Genomic DNA, 22,281 nt, shown 5'->3' on the forward strand with positions numbered 1-22,281 from the left:
GCGAGTACCGCCTGGTTATCGTTGGTCTATCGCGGGACCGGGCAGTATGGGCGGCATTCACGCGTGTCGTCATGACGCGTGCCGCACGACACGGCGCGGCACACGCGTGCGGACACGCGGCGCAGACTGGCCGCGCAACGGCACGACGCTTCCGGCGTGGAAGCGGAGGCGGAAAGATCGGACATCTGAAGGGTCCTGAGGTCGGGCCGTCCATGCAACGGGGCGACCGCCAAAGGCGGTGCTGGCGCATCGGGACACCCCGCCCGGTGCGGCTGCTTGGACCTCGGGTCGATGGCAGGTCTCCTGGCTCGCGGGTCGCTATTCGCACCGGCCTTCCCGGTTTCCCAGTGGCATGAGGTGGTGCGGATTCGCCGCTCACAGTTGCGGGGGCAGCCGCAGATTCGAGGCACGGCCTCTCCTGCGTTCCCTTTTGATCCCGTTCCCGGGAACCATCAGCGCGCAAGCGTAATGGCGAGCGCGCCGGTGCGTCAATTATCGAAGTGCGCAGGGATGCGAAAAAACGTCAGTGCTCGCCGGATGCTTTCGAAATCATTTCAATTCGAGCCTTCGCACCGCGTTTCATGTCTGACGAAACGCACCGCCAGCGACGCTGCAATCGCGCCGGAACCGGCTCGGCGCGATGCCCGTCCATCGCACGAACGCCCGCCGAAACGCTTCTTCGCCACCGAACCCGAGATGCGCGGCGATCCGCGCGACCGGCCAGTCCGACTCGCGCAGGCAGCGCCGCGCGACGTCGGCGAGGCACTGTTCGCGTAATGCGTGATAGCCGCTGCCTTCGGCCGCCAGCCGCCGCCGCAACGTCGCTTCGCTGACGCCGAGCCATGTCGCCAGCGCCGCGAGCGCGGGCAGCGCCTGTTCGCGCGCGAGCGCCGCATCGAGAAAGCCGCGCACCTGCTGCGCCCATGACACGACGGCCGGCGCGGCATCGATCAGCCGAAACGGAAAATCGACGAGAAACGCGGCCAGCTCGCCCGGCTGGCGGATCACGCGCGCATCGAGCCGCACCGCGTCGAACGCGAAGCCGTAGGTCTTGCGGCCGACGTCGACCGGCGCGTTGAACAGCCCGAGCAGCGGCATCGCGTCTTCGCGGCGCGGATGGCCGAGCCAGACTTCGTCCGGCCGCAGCGGCTGCCCGATCAGCCAGCCGAACAGTTGCAGATAGCAGAACAGCCCCGTCAGGTCGACGAGGCACGCGGCGGGGCTGCGCGTGCGCCGCAGCGAATCCATCCGGAACGTCGCGCGTCCGTCGCGCACCGCGAGCGACAGCGCGCCGGCGCGCGGCGTCAGCATCTCGCAGAACTCGGCGGCGCAGCGGATCGCGTCGGCGAGCGTCGCGCAACTGAGGAGGCACCGGCACATCAGGTCGACTTCCTGCTTGCGCATCGGCGGATGGCCGTCGCCGCGCGCGACCTGCGCCTCGAGCCGCTCGATCGCGTCGCGGTACAGCGCGACGAAGCCGGGTGTCGTCGTCGACGCAGCAGCAACGGCCGTCGGCGCAGGCCGTTGCGCCGGCGGCACGCCGCTGCGCGCCAGTTCGTCGAGCAGACGGGCACCGAGGCCCGGTAGCACGCGGCCGCGTGCCGGCAATGCACGCTGTTTCATATGTCTCCCGGTTTGAGCGTCCTGACAGGGGCCGGTGAGCGTGCCGGTAGGGGTTCGTCGGCCGCCGCCACGCAAGAATGCTACTCACGCCGGCCGCTTCCGGCCTCGCCGGAACGGCGTAGGCGGCCGGCATCGCATCCCGCCACGAACCACCCGAGACGACCCGCGAATGATTCAGATCGTAGACGAAATCACGCTCGCGCCCGAGCGCATTCCCGATGTGCTGGCGCTGCTGCGCGACCGCTATTTGCCGGGCCACGCGGCACGCGGACTGACGGCGGCCGGCCGCTGGGTGTCGCCGCCCGTCGCGGTGCCGGGGCAGCCGAGCACGCTGTGGCTGACGTGGCAGGTCGCCGATGCGCCGTCGTACTACCGGATGCGCGCGTTGACCGACGGCGACGTGGTCGCGTTCTGGATGGCCGTCGACGCACTGTGCGACGCCCGCCGCCGCCACGTGATGACGGATGCCGATGCGCCGCTGCCGGCCCTGACGGAGGTCGACCATGCGGCATGACACGGCTCAGATTTTCGTTTCGGCGACCGGCGATGCCGGCGCATTCGAGCACGCGTTGCGCGAAGCCGCGCAGGCGTTGCCGGGCGCGACCCGCGTGGCGCTCGCGCGCAATCTCGACGGCTGCTGGGGCGCGGGCGACTACACGCTCGACGTGCTGCGCGACGAACGGGCGACCGGCCACGCGCCGGATTTCGCCGCGCTGGCCGGCCTGCCGGGCGTCGTGCGGATCGACGGCGCGGCGTGTCATGCGATCGGCGGCGGCCTGTGCGAACCGGCGCTGCACGACGGCATATGGCGCACGCTGATGCTGCGCGTGCGGCCCACGGCCGCCGAAGCGCAGGTGCGCGATCTCGAGCGCGAACTGCTGCGCATGCCGGCATTCATGCCCGGCATCCGCAACTGGCGACTGAACCGGATCGTGACGCCGGGCATGTGGACCCACGTCTGGCAACAGGAATTCGCGCACGTCGGCGATCTGCTCGGCGAATACCTGTTGCATCCGTATCACTGGGGCTGGGTCGACCGTCGCTTCGATGCCGAAAGCCCCGACTGGACGGTCGAGGCGATCTCGCACGCGTTCTGTCCGCTCGCGTCGAGCCTGCTGGCCGACACGGCGGCGTGACGCGCGACGCGCACGCGACCCGCCGCAATGCAAACCACAACACCGGAGACACCACCATGCGAGCCTTGCTGATCGACCGCGTCGGCCATTCCGACGCGCTGCGACTGGCCGACGTTCCCGCCCCGAAGCCGGGCCCCGGCGACGTGCTGATCCGCGTCGCGTACGCGGGCGTCAATCCCGCCGACTGGAAATGCCGCGAAGGCTATCTCGGCGCGTTCATGCAAATGACGTTTCCATTCGTGATCGGGTTCGACGCGGCCGGTGTGGTGGCGGCGGTCGGCGACGGCGTCGAAGGTGTCGCGCCCGGGATGCGCGTGTTCGCGCAGACCGACGTCGGCGCGGGGCGCTGGGGCGCGTATGCGGAATACGTCGCGGTGCGGCACGACTCGGTCGTGCGCCTGCCCGACGCGGTCGGCTTCGCGGAAGCGGCCGCCACGCCGACGCCCGCGCTGGCCGCATGGGCGGGCCTGTTCGACGACGGCGGGCTGCGGGCCGGGCAGACCGTGCTGGTGCACGGCGGCGCGGGCGCGGTCGGCACCTTCGCGATCCAGCTTGCCGCGCAGGCCGGCGCACGCGTCGCGGCGACGTGCTCGGCACGCAACCGCGCGAGCGTCGAAGCGCTCGGCGCGGCGGCGAGCATCGACTATCGCGCGCAGGACATCGCGACGGCCGTGCGGGCGTGGGCGCCCTGCGGCGTCGATCTCGTGCTCGATGCGGTCGGCGGCGACACGCTGCCCGCCGCACTCGACCTGCTGGCGCCGGCCGGCACGCTCGTGACTATCATGACGCTCGCGCCCGGCGATGCGCAGCGGCTGGCCGCGACGGGCGCGGAGGCCGCGCGGCGCGGGCTGCGCACCGCGATGACCTACAGCCGGATGCCGAGCGGCGCCACGCTTTCATCGATCGCCGAGCGGCTCGGCACGCGCACGCTGCGCGTGCCGCGCTTCGACAGTTTTCCGCTCGAACAGGCGGCGCGCGCGCTCGACCTCGTTCAAACGGGCGACGCGAAAACCAAGTTCGTGCTGCACGTTGCGGATATCGCGGGCTGACGCATAACGACCCCGACACACCATCATCTACACCGGAGACATCATGACCGACCACCGAACCGCGACCCTCGCGGGCAAATGCGCGCTCGTGACGGGCGCGAGCCGCGGCATCGGCCGCGCGATCGCGCAGCGCCTCGCAGCCGAAGGCGCGACCGTCGTCGTGACGGCGCGCAGCCTCACGCACTCGGCGACGACCGCCGGCACGCTCGCTGAAACGGTCGCGCTGATCGAACAGGCCGGCGGCCGCGCGATCGCACTCGCGGCCGACCTGTCGAAGCCGGCCGAGCGCGATGCGCTCGTCGCGCGCGCGGCCGAGGCGGCCGGCGGCCTCGACATCCTCGTGAACAACGCGGGCGTGGCCGACTATGCGTGCGTCGACGCGATGCCGATGACGATGTTCGACGCGACGATCGAACACTACCTGCGCATCCCGTTCGCACTGAGCCAGGCCGCGATTCCGCTGATGCGCGCGCGCGGCGCCGGCTGGATCGTGAACGTCGGCTCGGTCACCGCGCTCGCGCCGCTGCGGCCGTTCGACGACTTCGCGCGCGCGGGGGGCGCGACCATCTATGCGGCGGTCAAGGCCGCGCTGTCGCGCTTCACGCAGGGGCTCGCGGCCGAACTCGAAGCCGACGGCATCGCGGTGAACCTGGTCGCGCCGAGCACCGCGATCCGCACGCCGGGCGCGGCCCGCTATATCCCCGAAGGCTATCCGACCGAGGACGTCGCGTATCTGGCGGAAACCGCGCTCGCGCTGTGCAGCCTGCCGGCGCGTGAGCGCACGGGCCTCGTCACGCACAGCCTGCATTTCCCGCTGTCGCAGGGGCTCGCGGTGCGCTCGCTCGACGGCCGCACGCCATTGCCGCCGCCCGAGATTCCGGCGTACGCGCATCCCCATATCGACCCGGCAGGACTGTGACATGACGAACCCGATTCGCTTCGACGGCGGCACCGCCGTGATCACCGGCGCGGCCAGCGGCATCGGCAGCGGGCTCGCGCGCCACGCGGCCGCGCTCGGGATGCGCGTGGTGCTGGCCGACCTCGACCCGGCGAAGCTCGACGCGTTCGCCGCGACGCTCGACACCGACGTGCTGTGCGTGCCGACCGACGTCAGCCGCCCGGAAGCCGTCGACGCGCTGGCCGACGCCGCCTGGCGGCGCTTCGGCGGCGTCGACCTGCTGTTCAACAACGCGGGTGTGATGGCGACCGGCTTCAGCTGGGAAATCACGCCGGAACGGTTCGAGCGCAGCGTCGCGATCAACGTGCACGGCGTGATGAACGGGATCCGCAGCTTCGTGCCACGCATGCTCGAGCGCAACGTGCCGGCGCGCGTCGTCAATACCGCGTCGGTCGGCGGGTTCCTGCCGAGCCCGCTGATGTCGCCTTACTCGGCGACGAAATTCGCGGTGGTCGCGCTGACCGAATCGCTGTACGGCGAACTGAAGATGCTCGGCGCGCCGGTCGGCGTGTCGCTGCTCGCGCCGGGCCCGGTGCAGACGGGCATCTTCAACGACCCGTTCGGCGCCGCGCACGACCGGCCCGAAGTACAGGGCTTCGTCGATACGATGCGCGCGATGCTGAACGCGCACGGGCTCACGCCCGACGTGTTCGCGGCGCGCGCGTTCGACGGCATTCGCGACGGGCGCTACTGGCTGATTCCGCAGCCGGAGACGCTCGACGGCGCGCTGCAGCGGCGCACCGCGGACATCCTCGCCGCGCGCGATCCGTCGCTGCCGTCGTTGTGATGGCGTGACGCGGGCCGGCCGACCGACGCGGCCGGCTCACGCAAAGTGACCCGCGTTACATATGCATGCCGCCGTGCGTGCGGCCGCTCGGGTCGCCGCCGCGATCGGGCGGCGTATTGTTCTGATCGATCTTCGCGAGCACGAAGCCGGCATGCGGCAGCGCGGCGGGCGAACGGTGGGCTGCCTGCGCGACCGAGGCGTGCGGTGCGTGCAGCAGCGTGGCGGGAAAACCGGATGACGTCACGCCCGGTTGAGCGAACGCCGAAAGGGATGCTGCAGCGAGGGCGGCGGCGACGATCGCGTGCGTGTTCATGGTGACTCCTTCTTCACGACTGACTGCGGGACAACGCATTCAGTCTAGGGCGCGAAACTTAACGCGGCGTGAAGGAGCGGCGGCGCGCGGATGACAGGATGTTCATGCGGTCATCCGCGCGCCGCGACGCATTACGCGGAGGCGGATACCAGCGCGCAGAAGTTCTCGAGATCGACGTTGCCGCCGCTGATCACGATGCCGACGCGCTTGCCTTGCAGTTCGTCCTTCATCCGGCGCGCGGCCGCGAACGACAGGCAGCCGGTCGGCTCGACGACAATCTTCATACGGGTCGCGAAGAAGCGCATGCAGTCGACCAGCTCCGCGTCGGTCGCCGTCAGGATGTCGTCGACGTCGCGCCGCAGGATCGGGAACGTCAGGTTGCCGAGGTGCTGCGTCTGCGCTCCGTCGGCGATCGTGCGCGGCGTGTCGATATGGACGATCGACCCGGACCGGAACGATTGCTGGCCGTCGTTGCCGGCTTCCGGCTCGACGCCGTACAGCTTCGCGTGCGGCGACAGCGCGCGCGTCGCGAGCGCCGTGCCCGACAGCAGGCCGCCGCCGCCGAGCGGCGTGAACACCGCGTCGAGCGGCCCGACTTCGTCGAACAGCTCCTTCGCCGCCGTGCCCTGGCCCGCGATCACGTCTGCGTGGTCGTAGGGCGGCACCAGCGTGAGCCCGTGCTTTTCCGCGAGTTCGCGGCCGATCTGCTCGCGGTCCTCGGTATAGCGGTCGTAGGTCACGACGTTGCCGCCGTAGCCGCGCGTCGCGGCCATCTTCGCGGCCGGCGCGTCCTGCGGCATCACGATCGTCGCCGGGATGCCGAGGATGCGCGCCGACAGCGCGATCGCCTGCGCATGGTTGCCGGACGAGAACGCGACGCCGCCGTGGCGCCGCTGCGTCGCGTCGAAGCGCGACAACGCGTTGAACGCGCCGCGGAACTTGAACGCGCCCATGCGCTGCAGGTTCTCGCACTTGAAGAACACCTGTGCGCCGAGCGCTTCGTCGATCGTGCGCGACGTCATCACGGGCGTGCGGTGCGCGTGGCCGTCGAGCCGCGCCGCGGCGGCCGCGACGTCGTCGTAGGTGGGGAGGGTCGGAGTGTTCATGAGTCGCTCGTCGGAAGAGTCAGTCAACAGGTAAGCGGGGCGCGCTGCGGGCGCGCATCATTTCGCATCGTTGTATACAGTGGCGCGCGACACGCCGAGGTGCTGCGCGACGATTTCCATCGCGCGGCGCACCTCGAGGAAGCCGTCCGCCTTCAGCGCCTGCATCAGCTCGCGGCGCTGGTCGGTCTTCAGCTCGCGCGGCGTGGTCGCGAGGCGCGTCGCGAACGCGTCGATACGCTGCCGGATCGCGTCCGCGCCGGCCGGGTCGAGCGTTTCGGCGACCGGCGCGCCTTCGGTGCTGCAGAACTGGTTCAGCATCCCCTGGAAGCCGCGGAACAGCGTGACGTCCGCGTTCAGGCACAGCGCGGCCACATAGCGGCCGCCCGAGTCCTTGATGCCGATCGACGTGCTTTTCGCGGTGCGGCCGTCGGCGAAGCGGTTCGCGTAGTTCGCGAGCACCTGCGGGAAGTCGTCGTCCGCGACGCGGGCGAGCCCGAGTTCGGTCGCCGGATCGCCGATCGCGCGGCCCGACAGGTTGTTGTGGATCGCGAGGATCGCGTGCTCCGGCGTGCGCAGGTCGTGCACGACGACTTCGGTGAACGGCGCGAACATCGCGCCGAGCCCTTCGGCGATGCGCAGCACCTGCTCGATCAGCGACGCCTGTTCCGACTGCGGCCTGGGGCGGGGCGTGTTCATGCGCTGGCCTCGAGCACGGGCGCGCCGGTCGTTTCCGGCCGCGTGATGTCGGCCAGCAGCGGGCGGGCGATCCGCACGTAGTCGGACGCGTCGAGCACGACCGAGCGGTCGAGGCGGCCCGCGTTGAACGCGATTTCGTCGTTGAGTTCGATAAGGGCAGGGTCGACGACGAGCGCCACGTTCGCGTCGAACACGAACGGCGGCACGGCGCCCATCACGCAGCGCGTGACCGCGGCGGCGAGTTCGGGCGGCGCGAGCGTCGCCTTGCGGCGGCCGACCGCGTCGGCGACCTTGCGGAAGTCGATCTTCAGGTGGCCGGGGATCACCGCGAGCGCGGTGGCGTCGCCGCCGTCCTTGAACGTGCAGAGCATCGCCTTCGCGCCCTGTTCGGGACGCGTGCCGCGAAGCGCGGCGATCGCGTCGGATTTGCCTTCGGCCGGGTGATCGAGCACGCGGAACCGCGCGCCGGAGGTGTTCAGCAGTTCGCACAGCGCGTCGAAGACGGGGTAGTCGCTCATGGGGTTCCAGGCAGGAGGGCGCGCATCGCGGTACGCGGGGACGGCGCCTGTCGGTTCGCCGTCGATGGATTGTCCAAGTATAGACGTTTTGTCATGTCGGTGGCAAAAGCGCGAAACATGAATCGCCGAGCCTGTCCTCCCACCAACTGCCGAAAGGCCGTTTCATATCGCGGAATGTGCGCCGAATTCCGGCCGCGTCATCTTCCCGCCGCTTGAAAACCTGTTTTGCATCGCAAAACGCGTTGCTTATCTCATTGAAAAACAAGCAGAATTTATATCTTATGTCTTATATAAGAGTTGCTCGACAGTGCGTCGCGCGGCGTTACCATTGAGTCCATGCAGTTCGCTTCGTCACACGGAGCGGGCACGCTGAACCCTTTACTCAAATGCGCTTCGTTCCCAGGAGATTGACATGTCCCAATATCAAGACGACATCAAGGCAGTGGCTGGCTTGAAGGAAAACCACGGCAGCGCGTGGAATGCCATCAGCCCCGAGTATGCGGCCCGCATGCGTGCCCAGAACAAGTTCAAGACGGGGCTCGACATCGCGAAGTACACCGCGAAGATCATGCGCGCCGACATGGCCGCGTACGACGCCGACCCGGCCAAGTACACGCAGTCGCTGGGTTGCTGGCACGGCTTCATCGGCCAGCAGAAGATGATTTCCATCAAGAAGCACTTCAACAGCACCGAACGCCGTTACCTGTACCTGTCGGGCTGGATGGTCGCCGCGCTGCGCTCGGAGTTCGGCCCGCTGCCGGACCAGTCGATGCACGAAAAGACCTCGGTCAGCGCGCTGATCCGCGAGCTGTACACGTTCCTGCGCCAGGCCGATGCACGTGAACTCGGCGGCCTGTTCCGCGAGCTCGATGCTGCGAAGGACGCCGCTGCCAAGGCCGCGATCCAGGAAAAGATCGACAACCACGTGACGCACGTCGTGCCGATCATCGCCGACATCGACGCCGGTTTCGGCAACGCGGAAGCGACCTACCTGCTGGCCAAGCAGTTCATCGAAGCGGGCGCGTGCTGCATCCAGATCGAGAACCAGGTGTCCGACGAGAAGCAGTGCGGCCACCAGGACGGCAAGGTCACGGTGCCGCACGAGGACTTCCTCGCGAAGATCCGCGCGATCCGCTACGCGTTCCTGGAACTGGGCGTGGACGACGGCATCATCGTCGCCCGTACCGACTCGCTCGGCGCCGGCCTGACCAAGCAGATCGCCGTGACCAACGCGCCGGGCGACCTGGGCGACCAGTACAACGCGTTCCTCGACTGCGAGGAACTGTCGGCCGACCAGCTGGGCAACGGTGACGTCGTCATCAAGCGCGACGGCAAGCTGCTGCGTCCGAAGCGCCTGCCGAGCAACCTGTTCCAGTTCCGCGCCGGCACGGGCGAAGCACGCTGCGTGCTCGACTGCATCACGTCGCTGCAGAACGGCGCCGACCTGCTGTGGATCGAAACCGAAAAGCCGCACATCGCGCAGATCGGCGGCATGGTCAGCGAAATCCGCAAGGTCATCCCGAACGCGAAGCTGGTGTACAACAACAGCCCGTCGTTCAACTGGACGCTGAACTTCCGTCAGCAGGCATATGACGCGCTGAAGGCCGCGGGCAAGGACGTGTCGGCCTACGACCGCGCGCAGCTGATGAGCGTCGAGTACGACGAGACCGAACTGGCCAAGCTCGCCGACGAGAAGATCCGCACGTTCCAGGCCGATGCCTCGCGTGAAGCCGGCATCTTCCATCACCTGATCACGCTGCCGACGTACCACACGGCCGCGCTGTCGACCGACAACCTCGCGAAGGAATACTTCGGCGACCAGGGCATGCTCGGTTACGTGGCCGGCGTGCAGCGCAAGGAAATCCGCCAGGGCATCGCGTGCGTCAAGCACCAGAACATGTCCGGCTCGGATATCGGCGACGACCACAAGGAATACTTCAGCGGCGAAGCAGCGCTGAAGGCGGCGGGCAAGGACAACACGATGAACCAGTTCTCGTAATCGTCATACCCGCGGCACGACGCCAACCCGTTCATGACGGGTTGGCGTTTTTTTTATACACGTTTTATCCGCGCACCGCCTTCACGACGTACTGGCTCGTCGGCACCACGTCGATCTTGTCGAAGTCGATGAAGCGTCCGCAGCTGTCCATCATCTCCGCGACGTTGCGCTGGAATTTCTCCTCGTCGCCGACCGCATCGAAGAACGCGTACGGATCGGTCATCGCCGCGGCCGGGAAGCACTCCTCGACGATCGCGTCGTAGCCGGGCGCAGCATGCGTGAGCGCGCGCACGACCACGTTCTGCACATACAGGAAGTTGTCCTGAGTATCGATCGCGACGCGCGTGTGATGGCCGTGCCAGACATCGAGCCACGCTTCGTGCGTGAGGCGCGGCGGGCGCTTCAGGAACGCGAGCTGCGAGAAGCCGCTGGTGCGCTCGCCGGGCCGCGCGGGAAAGCGCGTGTTCGGAATCGGCTGCGATTCGGTGACGAGATACGCGGCCATGTGCGGGACGACCGCGCGCACCGCGTCGTCGAACGGCTGGCGGAACATCGGGTTCGCACTGTCGATCCATACCGCGACGATGCCGTCGATGCCCGGGTGCGTGTTGGTCTGCTTGAGGCCGGCGGCCGGCGCGACGTCGGCGTCGGCGACGTTCACCTGCACGCCGTGCGCGCCGAGCGACAGCAGCTTGTCGGCGAGCTGCGCGCGCACGCTGCGGCTCCACGGCTCGGGCGCGACCTGCGCGTCGCGCCACAACACGTAAATGACTTTCTCCATTGCTCCGGCTCCAGGGGGAATGACGGGATCGGCGGCGCTGCCGCCGGGTTTCAGGAAGCGTTGACGGCCGAATCGGCCGGGCGCGTTGCGTCGTGCGCGTGCGGCGCGAAGCGGTTCGCGGTCAGCGTGAACGACGGCGGAATCGGCGACGTGACGGTTTCGAACAGGCGCTCGTGGCGTGTCGCGTGAATGCGCCACACGCCGTCGCGCTTCACGTACTGGTCGTCGTAGAACGCGGCGCCGTGCATCAGGTAGTTTTCCTCGAGATTGATCGCGTGATCCTCGAGAAACCACACGCCGCACGCGTGATCGGCGGACACCAGCGTGAGCTCGGGGTGATGGCCGTGATGCATCGTCAGGAAGGTCGGTTTGCCGATCAACGCACGCAGGCTCGACACGAATGCGTCGCGGCCGTCGTACGCATAGCGGCCGCCTTGCAGCCGCACCTCGCAATCCTCGGTCACGCATTGTTCGAGCAACGCCCAGTCGTGCGTGTCGATCGCGCGGAAATACCGGTACTTCAGCTGGCGGATCTGCTCGTACTCGTAGAGCGTGCGGGTCGTCTCGTCCATCGCCGTGTCTCCGTGGTGGTGTCGTCCGATGGTAGGAACGAAGCCGCCTGCGTCACATCGTCTGTTCGGACGAACGCCGCGACGGCCGCGACCGCCGCATTCACCGCCGTCGATACGAACCCTCGGTTTCATCCAAACAGGTGATGGCCGGCCATTCGTGCGGCTGTAACGTGGCGTCGACGCGGCTTCGATCCGCGCACACGAGACCAAGGAGACGGCATGACCCCGATCGAACGAATGGAAGTGCGCGTGCGCAGGCTCGAGGACGCCGACGCAATCCGCCAGCTGAAGGCCCGCTACTTCACGTGCTGCGACCGGAAGGATCCGCAAGGGATGCGCGACTGCTTCGCGCCCGGCACCGTGCACATCGACTATGGCCGGATCGGCACGTTCGAGCATCGCGACGCGCTCGTCGACGTATTCGAGCGGCTCGGTTGCCACCCGCACATCGTCGAGATGCACCACGGCGTGAATCCGCACATCACCGTGCTCGACGACACGCATGCGCGCGGCACGTGGGGCCTGCATTACCAGATGCTCGACACCGATGCGCGCACGCTCACGCAGCTGGGCGCGACCTACGACGACGAATACCGGAAGGTCGACGGCGAATGGAAGATCGCGGCCACGCGCTGCGTCGTCACGTCGACGCTGTCGGCCCGCTACGACGGCGATGCGCCGGGCGTGCTGTTCGCCGGCGCGCAGCCGCCTGCCGCATAACGAAACGACGCGCGCTCCCCGCGCCGGTCGAGAACATTCCCCCAGGAGACATCGAACATGACACAGAACCACGAGGCGCCGGTCGCCGTCGTGACGGGCGCGTCGCGCGGCGCAGGCAAGGGCATCGCGCGCGCGCTCGGTGCGGCCGGCATGACCGTCTACGTGACGGGCCGCTCGCAGAACGAAGGCGATGCGCCGCTGCCCGGCACGATCCACGAGACCGCGCGCGAGATCGACGCGCTCGGCGGCCGCGGGATCGCGGTCGCGTGCGACCACGCGGACGACGCGCAGGTGAAGGCGCTGTTCGAGCGTGTCGAACGGGAAAGCGGGCGGCTCGACATCCTCGTCAACAACGCGACGTATCTGCACGACCAGCTGATCCTGCCGGGCCCGTTCTGGGAGAAGTCGCTCGACCTCGTGAACATCCTCGACGTCGGGCTGCGTTCGGCCTATGTCGCGAGCTGGCATGCCGCGCCGCTGATGGCGAAGCGCCGCAGCGGGCTGATCGCGTTCACGTCGTCGTTCGGCGCGAGCTGCTACATGCACGGCGCCGCGTACGGCGCGCAGAAATCCGGTGTCGACAAGTTCGCGAAGGACATGGCGGTCGACCTGAAGCCGTTCGACGTCGCGGCCGTGTCGATCTGGATGGGGCCGCTGCGCACCGAGCGCACGACGCGCGTGTGGGACGAGCATCCGGACCTGTACAAGGAATTCTCGCTCGTCGCCGAAAGCCCGGAATTCACCGGCCGCGTGATTCACGCGATCCACGCCGATCCGCAGCGCATGGCGCTGTCGGGGCAGGTGCTGGTCGGCGCGGAAGCCGCGCTGCAATACGGCATTGCCGATCTCGACGGCAAGCAGCCGCCGTCGTATCGCGAACTGCTCGGTGGCCCTGTGCAGGCGCATCCGGCAATCGTCGCTTAAGGAGCGCGCATGGGCATCCTCAAGGGCAAGGTCGCGCTCGTGACGGGCGCGGGGCAGGGCGTCGGGCAAGGTGTCGCGCACGCGCTCGCGGCCGAAGGCGCGCAGGTGGCCGTGGTCGGCCGCACACGCGACAAGCTGGCCGCGACGTGCGATGCGATTCGCGCACGCGGCGGGGTCGCGGAGCCGTTCGTGTGCGACGTGATGGACGCCGCGCAGATCGTGCAGTGCGTCGATGCGGTGGTCGAGCGGTTTCGCGGCGTGCAGATCCTGATCAACAACGCGCAGGTCGTACCGCTCGGCCGCCTGCTCGACGTGACCGACGCGGATTTTCTCGCGGGCCTCGAATCGGGGCCGATCGCCACCCTGCGGATGATGCGCGCGTGTCATCCGCATCTGAAGGGCGATGGCGTGATCGTCAATTTCGCATCGTCGGCCGCGGTGCGCTGGGACACGTCGGGTTACGGCGCCTATGCGGCAACCAAGGAAGCGATTCGTGCGCTCACGCGTGCGGCGGCATGCGAATGGGGCGCCGACGGCATCCGCGTGAACGCGGTCGCGCCGCATGCGCTGTCGCCGGGGCTGAAGGGCTGGGTCGACGCGAACCCGGACGAGGCCGCCGCGTTCTTCCGCACGATCCCGCTCGGCCGCGTCGGCGACTGCGAGCAGGACATCGGGCGCGCGATCGTGTTTCTCGCGAGCCGCGATGCGGCCTACCTGACGGGCGCGACGCTGCCGCTCGACGGCGGGCAGGCGTACTGGGGCTGACGGCTGGCGCGGGATCGCCGCGTCGTCGTCAGCTCGTGATCGGCCGCGCACCGGCGTGCAGCCGGGCGTGGCGGCCAGCAAACGGAACCGGAACCGGAACTGAAATCGAAACGCATCGAAGAGAGAACGACATGAGTCGACTGGAAGGAAAGGTAGCGATCGTCACGGGCGGCGCGCGCGGAATGGGCGCGGCGACGTGCAGGCTGTTCGTCGGAGAGGGCGCGCGCGTCGTGATCGCCGACGTGCTCGACGCGGAAGGCGAGGCGCTCGCGCGCGAGCTCGGCGACGCCGCGCGCTTCATGCGGCTCGACGTGGCCGACGAAGCAAACTGGCAACGCGTGGCCGACGCGACCGTCGAGCAGTTCGGCCGCATCGACGTGCTCGTCAACAACGCGGCGGTGCTGATGTTCGGCGCGATCACCGAGTTGTCGAAGCGCGATTTCGAGCGTGCGGTGTCGATCAATCTGGTCGGCACGTTCGTCGGCATCCATACGATCGCGCCGCGCATGATCGCGCAAAAGCGCGGGTCGATCGTCAACATTTCGTCGGTGGACGGACTGCGCGGCGTGAATGCGCTGGCCGCCTACGTCTCGAGCAAATGGGGCGTGCGCGGGCTGACGAAGGTGGCGGCGCTCGAACTCGGCCACCAGGGCGTGCGCGTGAATTCGATCCATCCCGGTGGCGTGAACACCGCGATGTCGAACCCGACCGGCGCACCGCTCGACGAAGTCAACAAGCACTACACGCACGTGCCGCTGCAGCGCGTCGGTTTGCCTGAAGAAATCGCGCGCGCGACGCTGTTTCTCGCAAGCGACGAAGCGTCGTACTGCAACGGCGCCGAACTGTCGGTCGACGGCGGGATGGCGGCGGGCGCGTATTACCCCGGATTGCCCGGCGCGCCGTTTTGAGCGGTAGCGTACACAACGCGTGCGCGACGGATGTTTGTGTACGCAACCTAATTCAGGGTTTGCCTGAGTAGCGAAAACGTGAATTCGGACGGCGACGGTTCGGGTGCGTCGCATGCGAACCTGTCGCGCCGATTTTGCGTTATTGCGAAACCCTTGCCGGACGGACGTTCCAGCCGTTTCGTCCCCAAAGCGCACACGGCGGCGCAAAAAAAGGACCTGCCGGCAAGCGGCGTGCCGGCGCGTCGACACAGTTGTTTCTTGTTGCAACGCAACGCCAGCCCAATAACGGCGATGGTATGCTGGCCGATATGGAGTTGTACGGCAGGTTGCTTGCATGGCGAAACTCGCGTTCGCACACTCATACGAGACATCACATTCTCTCGCCCGCATCGCGGCATCGACACGCGCTCCGCTCGCGCGTCCCGCCTTGCGCGTCGCTTCAACCTGCGCTCCGACCGCATTCCCCATCTCGCGGGCTCGCCCCGCATCCCCCATCCCTGCCCAATAATCTGGAGACATTCCCATGTCGCAAAACTCTTTGGCCGAAGCGACGCACGGCCCGCTGATCGCTCCCCCGGCATACGTCAAACATCGCAAGCTGATCGACTGGGTGTCGCGGATCGCGGCGCTGACGGAGCCCGAGCGTGTCGTCTGGTGCGACGGCTCGCAGGAAGAGAACGACGCGCTGTGCCAGGCGATGGTCGACCAGGGCACGCTCACGCGCCTGAACCCGGCGAAGCGCCCGAACTCGTATCTCGCGCAGTCCGATCCGTCCGACGTCGCGCGCGTCGAGGACCGCACCTTCATCTGCACCGAATCGCCCCACGACGTCGGCCCGACCAACAACTGGATCGCGCCGGAAGAAATGCGCGAGACGCTGAACGGCCTGTTCCGCGGCGCGATGCGCGGCCGCACGCTGTACGTCGTGCCGTTCTCGATGGGCCCGCTCGGTTCACCGATCGCGCACGTCGGCGTCGAGCTGTCCGACAGCCCGTACGTGGCCGTGAACATGCGGATCATGACGCGCATGGGCCGCGAGGTGTATGACGTGCTCGGCGAGGACGGCGAATTCGTGCCCTGCGTGCACAGCGTCGGGCATCCGCTCGAAGCGGGCCAGAATGACGTGCCGTGGCCGTGCAACCCGGTCAAGTACATCGTGCATTTCCCCGATACGCGTGAAATCTGGAGCTTCGGCTCCGGCTACGGCGGCAACGCGCTGCTCGGCAAGAAGTGCTTCGCGCTGCGCATCGCGTCGACGATGGGCCGCGACCAGGGCTGGCTCGCCGAACACATGCTGATCCTCGGCGTGACGTCGCCGGCCGGCAAGAAGTATCACGTCGCGGCCGCGTTCCCGTCCGCGTGCGGCAAGACCAACTTCGCGATGCTGATCCCGCCGCAGGGCTTCGACGGCTGGAAGGTCACGACGATCGGCGACGACATCGCGTGGCTGAAGCCCGGCCGCGACGGGCGCCTGTATGCGATCAACCCGGAAGCCGGCTTCTTCGGCGTCGCGCCGGGCACCGGCGTGAAGACCAACCCGAATGCGATCTCGACGCTGAAGGAGAACGTGATCTTCACTAACGTCGCGCTGACGGAAGACGGCGACGTGTGGTGGGAAGGCCTGACCGACACGCCGCCCGCGAAGTTGACCGACTGGCAGGGCAACCCGTGGACGCCGGAGATCGGCAAGGAAACGGGCCGCAAGGCCGCGCATCCGAACTCGCGCTTCACGGCGCCGGCGTCGCAATGCCCGTCGATCGACGCGGACTGGGAGAACCCGGCCGGCGTGCCGATCGACGCGTTCATCTTCGGCGGCCGTCGTTCGACGACCGTGCCGCTCGTGACCGAGGCGCGCGACTGGGTCGAAGGCGTGTACATGGCCGCGACGATGGGCTCCGAGACGACCGCCGCCGCGGCCGGCCAGCAGGGTGTGGTGCGCCGCGACCCGTTCGCGATGCTGCCGTTCTGCGGCTACAACATGAGCGATTATTTCGCGCACTGGCTGAAGCTCGGCAAGCAGCTCGAAGGCGCGGGCGCGACGCTGCCGAAGATCTACTGCGTGAACTGGTTCCGCAAGGACGCGAACGGCAAGTTCGTGTGGCCGGGCTTCGGCGAGAACATGCGCGTGCTGAAGTGGATGCTCGATCGCCTCGAAGGCAACGGCGGCGGCGGCGAACATGCGTTCGGCGTGTCGCCGGCGTATGACGACCTGCACTGGAACGGGCTCGACTTCACGCGCGAGCAGTTCGAGGCGGTCACGTCGATGAACGCAGCCGAATGGCGCGAGGAACTGAAGCTGCATGCGGCGCTGTTCGACACGCTGAAGCTGCGTCTGCCCGCGGAGCTGACCGAGACGATGAAGAAGATCGAACAGCGTATCGGCGGCTGACGATGCGAGTCGAAGTCACGCAGTAACGACGTAACGCCGTTGCGGCACGAACGTCCTGCCGCCGGCATGCATCGCCGGTGGCGGGACGTTTTCGTTTCTGCTTCGTTTCAGCGTTGCGCGTGCAACGCCGGCCGTGCGCTTACGCGCCGCACTGCGCGACCACTTCGTTCACCGCGCGCTGCACGTCGCCGCGCCGGTAGCGCAGCAGCGCGATATCGGCCGGGTCCGGCTCGTACGCCACGACGTTGCCGCGCCCCGTATAGATCGCGATGTCCGGCAGCAGCGGATGCTCCTGGTCGAGCGACGGCACCGGCTGCGGATTGCCGGCCGCGCGAAAGAACGCCGCGAAGTAGTCGGCGAAGCTCAGGTTCTCGTCGCCGACGAGATACGCCTTGCCGGATTCGCCGCGCTGCAGCGCGCCCCAGATCGCTTCCGACAGTGATTGCGTCGAGATGAAGTTGCTGCCGCCGGCCGGTCCGTACACCGGCAGCCCCGCAAGTTTGCCCTGCGCGTAGCCCGTGTACGCGGCGAACATCTCGTTGCGCAGCCCCGGCACCGAGCCGACCACGAACGGCGCATTCACGCTGCACACCGCGAACGACGGCGACGCGAGCGCGCGCACGCGTTCGTCGGCGAGGTGGCGCGAGCGCACGTACGGCACCGTGTCGACGAGCGCCGGCGCGACCTGCGGATAGAAGCTGCCGACCAGCACCGCGCGCTTCACGCCCGCGTCGCGCGCGAGCGCGAAGAAGCGCGGCACCGCGTCGACGTTCGCGCGTTCCCAGTGCGCGGCTTCGTCGGTGCCGGGCGGCAGGTGGCGAATGTCGTTGCCGGCCGCGAACACGACCGCGTCGAACGGCGCGAGATCGTCGCGCGTGAAGTTGCCGGCGACGTAGTCGCGCAGCAGCACGTCGAATTGCGCGAGCGCGCTGCCCGGCGCGGGCGGCTTGCGCGCGGCGAGCGTCACGTCGTTGCCTTGCGCGCGCAGATGCAATGCGGCGTGGCCGCCGATGAGGCCGGTACCGCCGATGATCAGGATTTTCATGGTGTCTCCGGTGGCGGCGCCGCTGCGCCGCTTGAATTGAACCGACGATTGAACGGACGAATCCGTGCGGAACGTCGCTCAGAAATTGAAGCCGTTGCCGGTGACGACCGGCATGTTGGTCCAGAATCCGTTCGGATCGCGATACCAGCCGGCCGCCGCCAGTGCGCCGCCGTCGACATGCAGCGTCGTGCCGGTGACCCATGCGGCGAGCGGGCTCGCGAGGAACAGCGCGGCGCCCGCGATGTCGCCGGCCACACCGAAGCGCCCGAGCGGAATCCAGCGCGGGACGTGCGCGCGATGTTCGGCCGCGACCATCGCGCTGACCGGCACCTGCGGCGTCTCGGTGGTCTCCGGCGCGATCTGGTTCACGCGGATGCCGGCCGGCCCGAGTTCGAGCGCGAGGCTTTTCGTGAAGCCGGTCAGCGCGGCCTTGAACGACGCGTACACGGTGCAGTTCGGAATCGCGCGAAAGCCCTCGATCGACGACACGCCGACGATGCTGCTGCCCGCGCCGCGCTTGCGCAGCAACGGCAGCATCGCGCGCGTGACGACGAACACCTGGCGCAGGTTCACGTCGAACAGCCGCGCGATGTCGTCGTCGGTATGGTCGTCGAACGGTTTCGCGATCTGCAGGAAATCGCCGACGTTGTTGACGAGCACGTCGAGGCCGCCGAAGCGGGCGTCGATCGTCCGCGCGAACGCGTTGACCTCGTCGCGGCGCGTGACGTCCACGGTGCCGACCAGCGCGTCGACGCCCGCGGCTTCGAGTGCCTGACGCACGTCCTGCGCGCGGGCGGGATCGACCTCGGCCACCACGACCCGCGCGCCCGCCGCGCCGAACGCTTGCGCGCACGCGCGGCCGATGCCCGCGCCGCCGCCGGTGACCAGCACGGTCTTGCCGGAAAAGGAAATCATCGGAACGCTACTCCTTCGAACGGAAAAGCCACGCGCCGCATCACAGCGACGCAACCAGTTGTGCGTTGTCGATCCGCAGCTCCGCGCCGTTCACGAAGCGCGATTCGTCGGATGCGAGGAACAGCACGAGATTCGCGACGTCCTGCGGATCGCACATGCGTGCCATCGGATCGTTGCCGATGCCGAGCTCGGCCGGATCGAGGCCGGGCATCAGCGCCTGCGTCATCGGTGTCCAGATGCCGTCCGGATGGATCGAGTTGCAGCGGATCCGGTAGCCGCTGCGCTTGCAGTGGACGGCGACGCTGCGCGCGAGCGCCGTCACCGCGCCTTTCGAGCCGGTGTACGCGCACATCATCGGCAGGCCGCCGAGCGCGGCGACCGACGACATCATCACGATCGAGCCCGGCGTGTCGTTGTGCTTCATCGCGCCGATCGCATACTTGCAGCCGAGAAAGTAGCCGTCCGCGTTGACGCGCAGCACGCGTCGCCAGGTGTCGAGGCTCGTGTCCTCGATCGAGCCGACCGGGCAGATCGCCGCGTTGTTGACCAGCACGTCGAGGCGGCCGAAGCGCTCGAGCGTCGACGCGATCGCGTGCCGCCAGCCGTCTTCGTCGGCGATGTCCTGATGGACGAACAGCGCGGTGTCGCCGATCTCGCGCGCGAGTGCGCGGCCCGCATCCTCGTCGATGTCGGTGAGCACCACGCGCGCGCCTTCGGCGGCGAGCAGCAGCGCATCCGCGCGGCCGACCCCGCTCGCCGCGCCGGTGATCAGCGCGACCTTGTTTGCGACTCGATTCATGTTCGGTCGATTTCCTGTGACGTTGAAAGAAGGCGGGCGCTCATGCGGCACCCGGCGCACGGCCGGCCTTGACCGCGTCGAGCGCGGCCGCGCCGTAGATCTGCGCGATGGTGGCGTCGACGCGCGGGTTGGCGCGCAGCTCGTGGCCGCCGTCGACCGCGAAGCTCTGGCCGGTGACCCAGCCCGACTCGGGGCCCGCAAGATAGCGCACCGCGTGCGCGATCGCTTCCGGCTCGCCGAGTGAGCCGAGCGGAATCTGGTCGAGGAAGCTGTCGACGAGCGCCCGGTTGTCGAACATCGGCGCGGTGGCCTCCGAGCGCGTGAGGCCCGGCCGCACCGCGTTCACGCGGATCCTCGCGCCGGCCAGTTCCTCGGCGGCCCCGCGCACCAGCGCTTCGAGCGCGGCCTTCGCGGTGCAGTACGCGGTCAGCCAGCGGAAATTGATCTGCGCGGCCGTCGACGAGATGCAGACGATCGTGCCGCCGCCGCTGTCGGCGAGCCTCGGCGCGGCGTGGCGGATCGCGGCGAACGCGCTGTTCAGGTTCAGTTCGATTTCCGCGCGGAAGCTGTCGGCGTCGTGCATCAGCAGCGGCCGGAACCCGGCGCCGCCGACGGTCGGCACGACGATGTCGAGCCGGCCGTCGAGCGCCCACGCGGTATCCAGCGCCGTCTGCAGGTCGCCGTCGTCGCAGGCGTCGCCGGCATGGATCGCGACGCGGCTGCCGGGCAGCGTGTCGGTCAGGTGCCGCTGCGTGCGTTCGAGTGCATCGCGGCGGCGGCCCATCAGCACGACGGCCGCGCCATCGGCGGCAAGCGCACGCGCACAGGCCGCGCCGATGCCGCCGGCGCCGCCCGTGACGAGCGCGGTGCGGCCGGCGAGGGGAAGGGATGCGCGCATCGTTCAGCCCTCCAGCGGCAGGTCTTGCGACCAGTCGACGTGCAGCGTGCGCGCGGCGAAGCGCCACGTGCCGCCGTCGAACACGCAGCGGTCGCGATAGCGCAGCCCCCAGTCGAGCTTGCGCTTCACGCCGTCGCGCACGTACACGTGGCACGCGAGGCAGTAGGTCTCGACGTCGGCCTCACCGCCGTCGAGCGTGGCGAGCTGGTTGTGCACGTGATGCTGGGTGGTTTCGTAGCGCTCGATCACGCGCATGCCGGCGACGATCGCATCGCGGTCGTCGAAACGGAAACCGGGGCCGTCGAGCTGGGCGTCGGCGGTGAAGAGGGTGGCGAGGCGCGGCCAGTCGCGCCGGTCGACGGCCTGCGCGTAACGGCACGCGAGTTCGTACAGCGCGTGGCGGGGATTCGAATCGGTCATGCGGTACTCCCGTGAATGAACGGAAAGACTCGGTCGCGCCGCGAGCGCGGACGCGACGGCATTGCGACGTCGACCCGCAGGTTCGCATCCGGCCGCGCGATCCTCATCATCCATACGGAGCAGGGGCACGATCAGGGAAAACACCGGCGCGATGGCCGCGCATCGTCCGATGGTGCGATGCAGCGGTGAACGCGCGGCGCGTGCCCGAAGATTGCGCGCCCCGTGACTACGGGCTGCGGTACGCGGTTTTCCGATCGCGGCGCCGCCGCCACCGCTCGGCGATGCTGCGGCGCCGCACGTCGCGTCAGCGCCGCTTCGCGTTTGCCCCTAGTCGAAATGGACGATGGCCGGCGGGCCGGCGCTGGCTACCGTGCAGTCATCCGGTGCGGTTGCCTGTTTGCCTGAGGCCAGTGCGCCGGACACGAACCGCGATAGCGGCCAACCGGAGGGGACACGATCATGAGACTGACGACTCGCAAGCTGTGCGTATTGGCGATGGGTGCGTTCGCGGCGATGGTGATCGCGCGATATGGCGCTGATCAGGTCCCGGCGCCGCCGTATGCGGCCGGCATCCTGCAATGCCGCTCGCTCGATCCGAACGGCCTGCCGACCGGTTGCGTGCCGATCGATCCTTCGCGCTTCGGTTTCGCCGCACTGCGCGGCATGTGACGACGGCGCGGCCGCGCGCCGCGCCGACTCGATGTCACGTTGACGCCGTCACGATGCGACGGCGACCGGGTGGACGGCGTTCGCGCAGCGCAGTGTCGCGGCGCGGCGCGCTCGCGGCAGTTCGTCCGGCGTGTGCATGCCCCCGGCTTGGCTCGCCGCTGCCGCTCGATTTCCCCGACGACGACGCGGCGTTCGCGTGCCTGCGATCGCTCGCATCGACGACGCGCCGGCCTGCCGGGCCGGCCGCGCAGCGCCCCGACCACCGCCTTTCACCGAATTCCTTCACGCAGA

Annotated in this window: 24 protein-coding genes and 1 riboswitch; of the genes, 12 read left to right on the plus strand and 12 right to left on the minus strand. The window is 68.6% G+C overall.

The genetic code is table 11. The features are described from left to right. Positions 1–275 precede the first annotated feature (275 nt). Positions 276–469, minus strand: a riboswitch (cobalamin riboswitch). A gap of 110 nt (positions 470–579) precedes the next feature. Beyond that, entirely contained in the window at positions 580–1,623 is a 1,044-nt protein-coding gene (locus tag U4Z31_RS04380) for a helix-turn-helix transcriptional regulator (protein ID WP_321809540.1), read from the minus strand. A 169-nt stretch (positions 1,624–1,792) separates the two neighbouring features. On the opposite strand from U4Z31_RS04380, the gene U4Z31_RS04385 reads away from it, so the two are divergent. The 5 genes from U4Z31_RS04385 to U4Z31_RS04405 are packed head-to-tail and all read left to right on the plus strand — an operon-like array spanning position 1,793 to position 5,553. After that, complete coding sequence (locus tag U4Z31_RS04385; protein ID WP_044844617.1) at positions 1,793–2,137, plus strand: hypothetical protein; 345 nt, start codon at positions 1,793–1,795, stop codon at positions 2,135–2,137. Then, complete coding sequence (locus U4Z31_RS04390) at positions 2,127–2,759, plus strand: Dabb family protein (protein WP_321809541.1); 633 nt, start codon at positions 2,127–2,129, stop codon at positions 2,757–2,759. Before U4Z31_RS04385 ends, U4Z31_RS04390 begins: the two co-directional genes overlap by 11 nt. Before the next feature lie 56 nt (positions 2,760–2,815). Next, on the plus strand, positions 2,816–3,808 hold the full coding sequence (locus tag U4Z31_RS04395; protein WP_321809542.1) for an NADP-dependent oxidoreductase: 993 nt from the start codon (positions 2,816–2,818) through the stop codon (positions 3,806–3,808). A gap of 43 nt (positions 3,809–3,851) precedes the next feature. Next, positions 3,852–4,727, plus strand: coding sequence for an SDR family NAD(P)-dependent oxidoreductase (locus U4Z31_RS04400; RefSeq protein WP_321809543.1), 876 nt, complete (start codon positions 3,852–3,854; stop codon positions 4,725–4,727). A 1-nt stretch (position 4,728) separates the two neighbouring features. Further along, positions 4,729–5,553: an SDR family NAD(P)-dependent oxidoreductase gene (locus U4Z31_RS04405; protein ID WP_124522869.1), complete on the plus strand. Its 825-nt coding sequence runs from the start codon at positions 4,729–4,731 to the stop codon at positions 5,551–5,553. Positions 5,554–5,608: 55 nt separating this feature from the next. Here U4Z31_RS04405 and U4Z31_RS04410 read toward each other — a convergent pair whose 3' ends face one another. The 4 genes from U4Z31_RS04410 to U4Z31_RS04425 all read right to left on the minus strand — a co-directional run bounded on the left by U4Z31_RS04410 (position 5,609) and on the right by U4Z31_RS04425 (position 8,186). Further along, entirely contained in the window at positions 5,609–5,866 is a 258-nt protein-coding gene (locus U4Z31_RS04410) for a hypothetical protein (protein ID WP_124523997.1), read from the minus strand. Positions 5,867–5,997: 131 nt separating this feature from the next. Next, a complete protein-coding gene (locus tag U4Z31_RS04415; protein ID WP_321809544.1) occupies positions 5,998–6,972 on the minus strand; it encodes a threo-3-hydroxy-L-aspartate ammonia-lyase in 975 nt (324 codons plus the stop codon). 57 nt (positions 6,973–7,029) lie between these two features. Continuing rightward, entirely contained in the window at positions 7,030–7,668 is a 639-nt protein-coding gene (locus U4Z31_RS04420) for a transcriptional regulator (RefSeq protein ID WP_321809545.1), read from the minus strand. Continuing rightward, entirely contained in the window at positions 7,665–8,186 is a 522-nt protein-coding gene (locus U4Z31_RS04425; RefSeq protein WP_124522874.1) for a YbaK/prolyl-tRNA synthetase associated domain-containing protein, read from the minus strand. The genes U4Z31_RS04420 and U4Z31_RS04425 overlap by 4 nt, the downstream gene beginning before the upstream one ends. Before the next feature lie 412 nt (positions 8,187–8,598). On the opposite strand from U4Z31_RS04425, the gene U4Z31_RS04430 reads away from it, so the two are divergent. Next, the gene (locus U4Z31_RS04430) at positions 8,599–10,185 is read left to right on the plus strand and encodes an isocitrate lyase (RefSeq protein ID WP_044844609.1); all 1,587 of its coding nucleotides are present in this window, start codon (positions 8,599–8,601) and stop codon (positions 10,183–10,185) included. 64 nt (positions 10,186–10,249) lie between these two features. Here U4Z31_RS04430 and U4Z31_RS04435 read toward each other — a convergent pair whose 3' ends face one another. Both U4Z31_RS04435 and U4Z31_RS04440 read right to left on the minus strand, forming a co-directional pair. Beyond that, entirely contained in the window at positions 10,250–10,966 is a 717-nt protein-coding gene (locus U4Z31_RS04435; protein WP_321795706.1) for an EthD domain-containing protein, read from the minus strand. Between the two features lie 50 nt (positions 10,967–11,016). Continuing rightward, positions 11,017–11,538 (minus strand): nuclear transport factor 2 family protein, encoded by a 522-nt coding sequence (locus U4Z31_RS04440; RefSeq protein WP_321809546.1) that lies wholly within the window; start codon positions 11,536–11,538, stop codon positions 11,017–11,019. A 219-nt stretch (positions 11,539–11,757) separates the two neighbouring features. On the opposite strand from U4Z31_RS04440, the gene U4Z31_RS04445 reads away from it, so the two are divergent. The 5 genes from U4Z31_RS04445 to U4Z31_RS04465 all read left to right on the plus strand — a co-directional run bounded on the left by U4Z31_RS04445 (position 11,758) and on the right by U4Z31_RS04465 (position 17,244). Beyond that, entirely contained in the window at positions 11,758–12,258 is a 501-nt protein-coding gene (locus U4Z31_RS04445) for a nuclear transport factor 2 family protein (protein ID WP_124484721.1), read from the plus strand. 57 nt (positions 12,259–12,315) lie between these two features. Then, positions 12,316–13,182, plus strand: a complete 867-nt coding sequence (locus tag U4Z31_RS04450) for an SDR family NAD(P)-dependent oxidoreductase (RefSeq protein WP_044844605.1) — start codon at positions 12,316–12,318, stop codon at positions 13,180–13,182. 9 nt (positions 13,183–13,191) lie between these two features. Further along, complete coding sequence (locus tag U4Z31_RS04455; RefSeq protein WP_044844604.1) at positions 13,192–13,947, plus strand: SDR family NAD(P)-dependent oxidoreductase; 756 nt, start codon at positions 13,192–13,194, stop codon at positions 13,945–13,947. A gap of 131 nt (positions 13,948–14,078) precedes the next feature. Beyond that, positions 14,079–14,855: a glucose 1-dehydrogenase gene (locus U4Z31_RS04460; RefSeq protein ID WP_321809547.1), complete on the plus strand. Its 777-nt coding sequence runs from the start codon at positions 14,079–14,081 to the stop codon at positions 14,853–14,855. A gap of 523 nt (positions 14,856–15,378) precedes the next feature. Beyond that, on the plus strand, positions 15,379–17,244 hold the full coding sequence (locus U4Z31_RS04465; RefSeq protein ID WP_321809548.1) for a phosphoenolpyruvate carboxykinase (GTP): 1,866 nt from the start codon (positions 15,379–15,381) through the stop codon (positions 17,242–17,244). A 139-nt stretch (positions 17,245–17,383) separates the two neighbouring features. On the opposite strand, the gene U4Z31_RS04470 is transcribed toward U4Z31_RS04465, so the two are convergent. From U4Z31_RS04470 to U4Z31_RS04490, 5 genes are all read right to left on the minus strand, one after another. Further along, complete coding sequence (locus U4Z31_RS04470; RefSeq protein WP_044844601.1) at positions 17,384–18,289, minus strand: NAD-dependent epimerase/dehydratase family protein; 906 nt, start codon at positions 18,287–18,289, stop codon at positions 17,384–17,386. 78 nt (positions 18,290–18,367) lie between these two features. Then, entirely contained in the window at positions 18,368–19,204 is an 837-nt protein-coding gene (locus tag U4Z31_RS04475; RefSeq protein WP_415750264.1) for an SDR family NAD(P)-dependent oxidoreductase, read from the minus strand. 40 nt (positions 19,205–19,244) lie between these two features. Next, positions 19,245–20,003: an SDR family oxidoreductase gene (locus U4Z31_RS04480; RefSeq protein WP_014899307.1), complete on the minus strand. Its 759-nt coding sequence runs from the start codon at positions 20,001–20,003 to the stop codon at positions 19,245–19,247. A gap of 40 nt (positions 20,004–20,043) precedes the next feature. Next, positions 20,044–20,901: an SDR family NAD(P)-dependent oxidoreductase gene (locus U4Z31_RS04485; protein WP_321809550.1), complete on the minus strand. Its 858-nt coding sequence runs from the start codon at positions 20,899–20,901 to the stop codon at positions 20,044–20,046. A 3-nt stretch (positions 20,902–20,904) separates the two neighbouring features. Then, positions 20,905–21,321 carry a nuclear transport factor 2 family protein gene (locus U4Z31_RS04490; RefSeq protein ID WP_124570846.1) on the minus strand — a complete coding sequence of 139 codons (417 nt, stop codon included), beginning with the start codon at positions 21,319–21,321 and terminating at the stop codon, positions 20,905–20,907. A gap of 459 nt (positions 21,322–21,780) precedes the next feature. Between U4Z31_RS04490 and U4Z31_RS04495 the strand changes: the two genes are divergently transcribed. Next, entirely contained in the window at positions 21,781–21,990 is a 210-nt protein-coding gene (locus tag U4Z31_RS04495; RefSeq protein WP_321809551.1) for a hypothetical protein, read from the plus strand. Positions 21,991–22,281 lie beyond the last annotated feature (291 nt).

It is taken from the genome of Burkholderia sp. BCC1985, from assembly GCF_905339915.1.
Classification (GTDB): Bacteria; Pseudomonadota; Gammaproteobacteria; order Burkholderiales; family Burkholderiaceae; genus Burkholderia.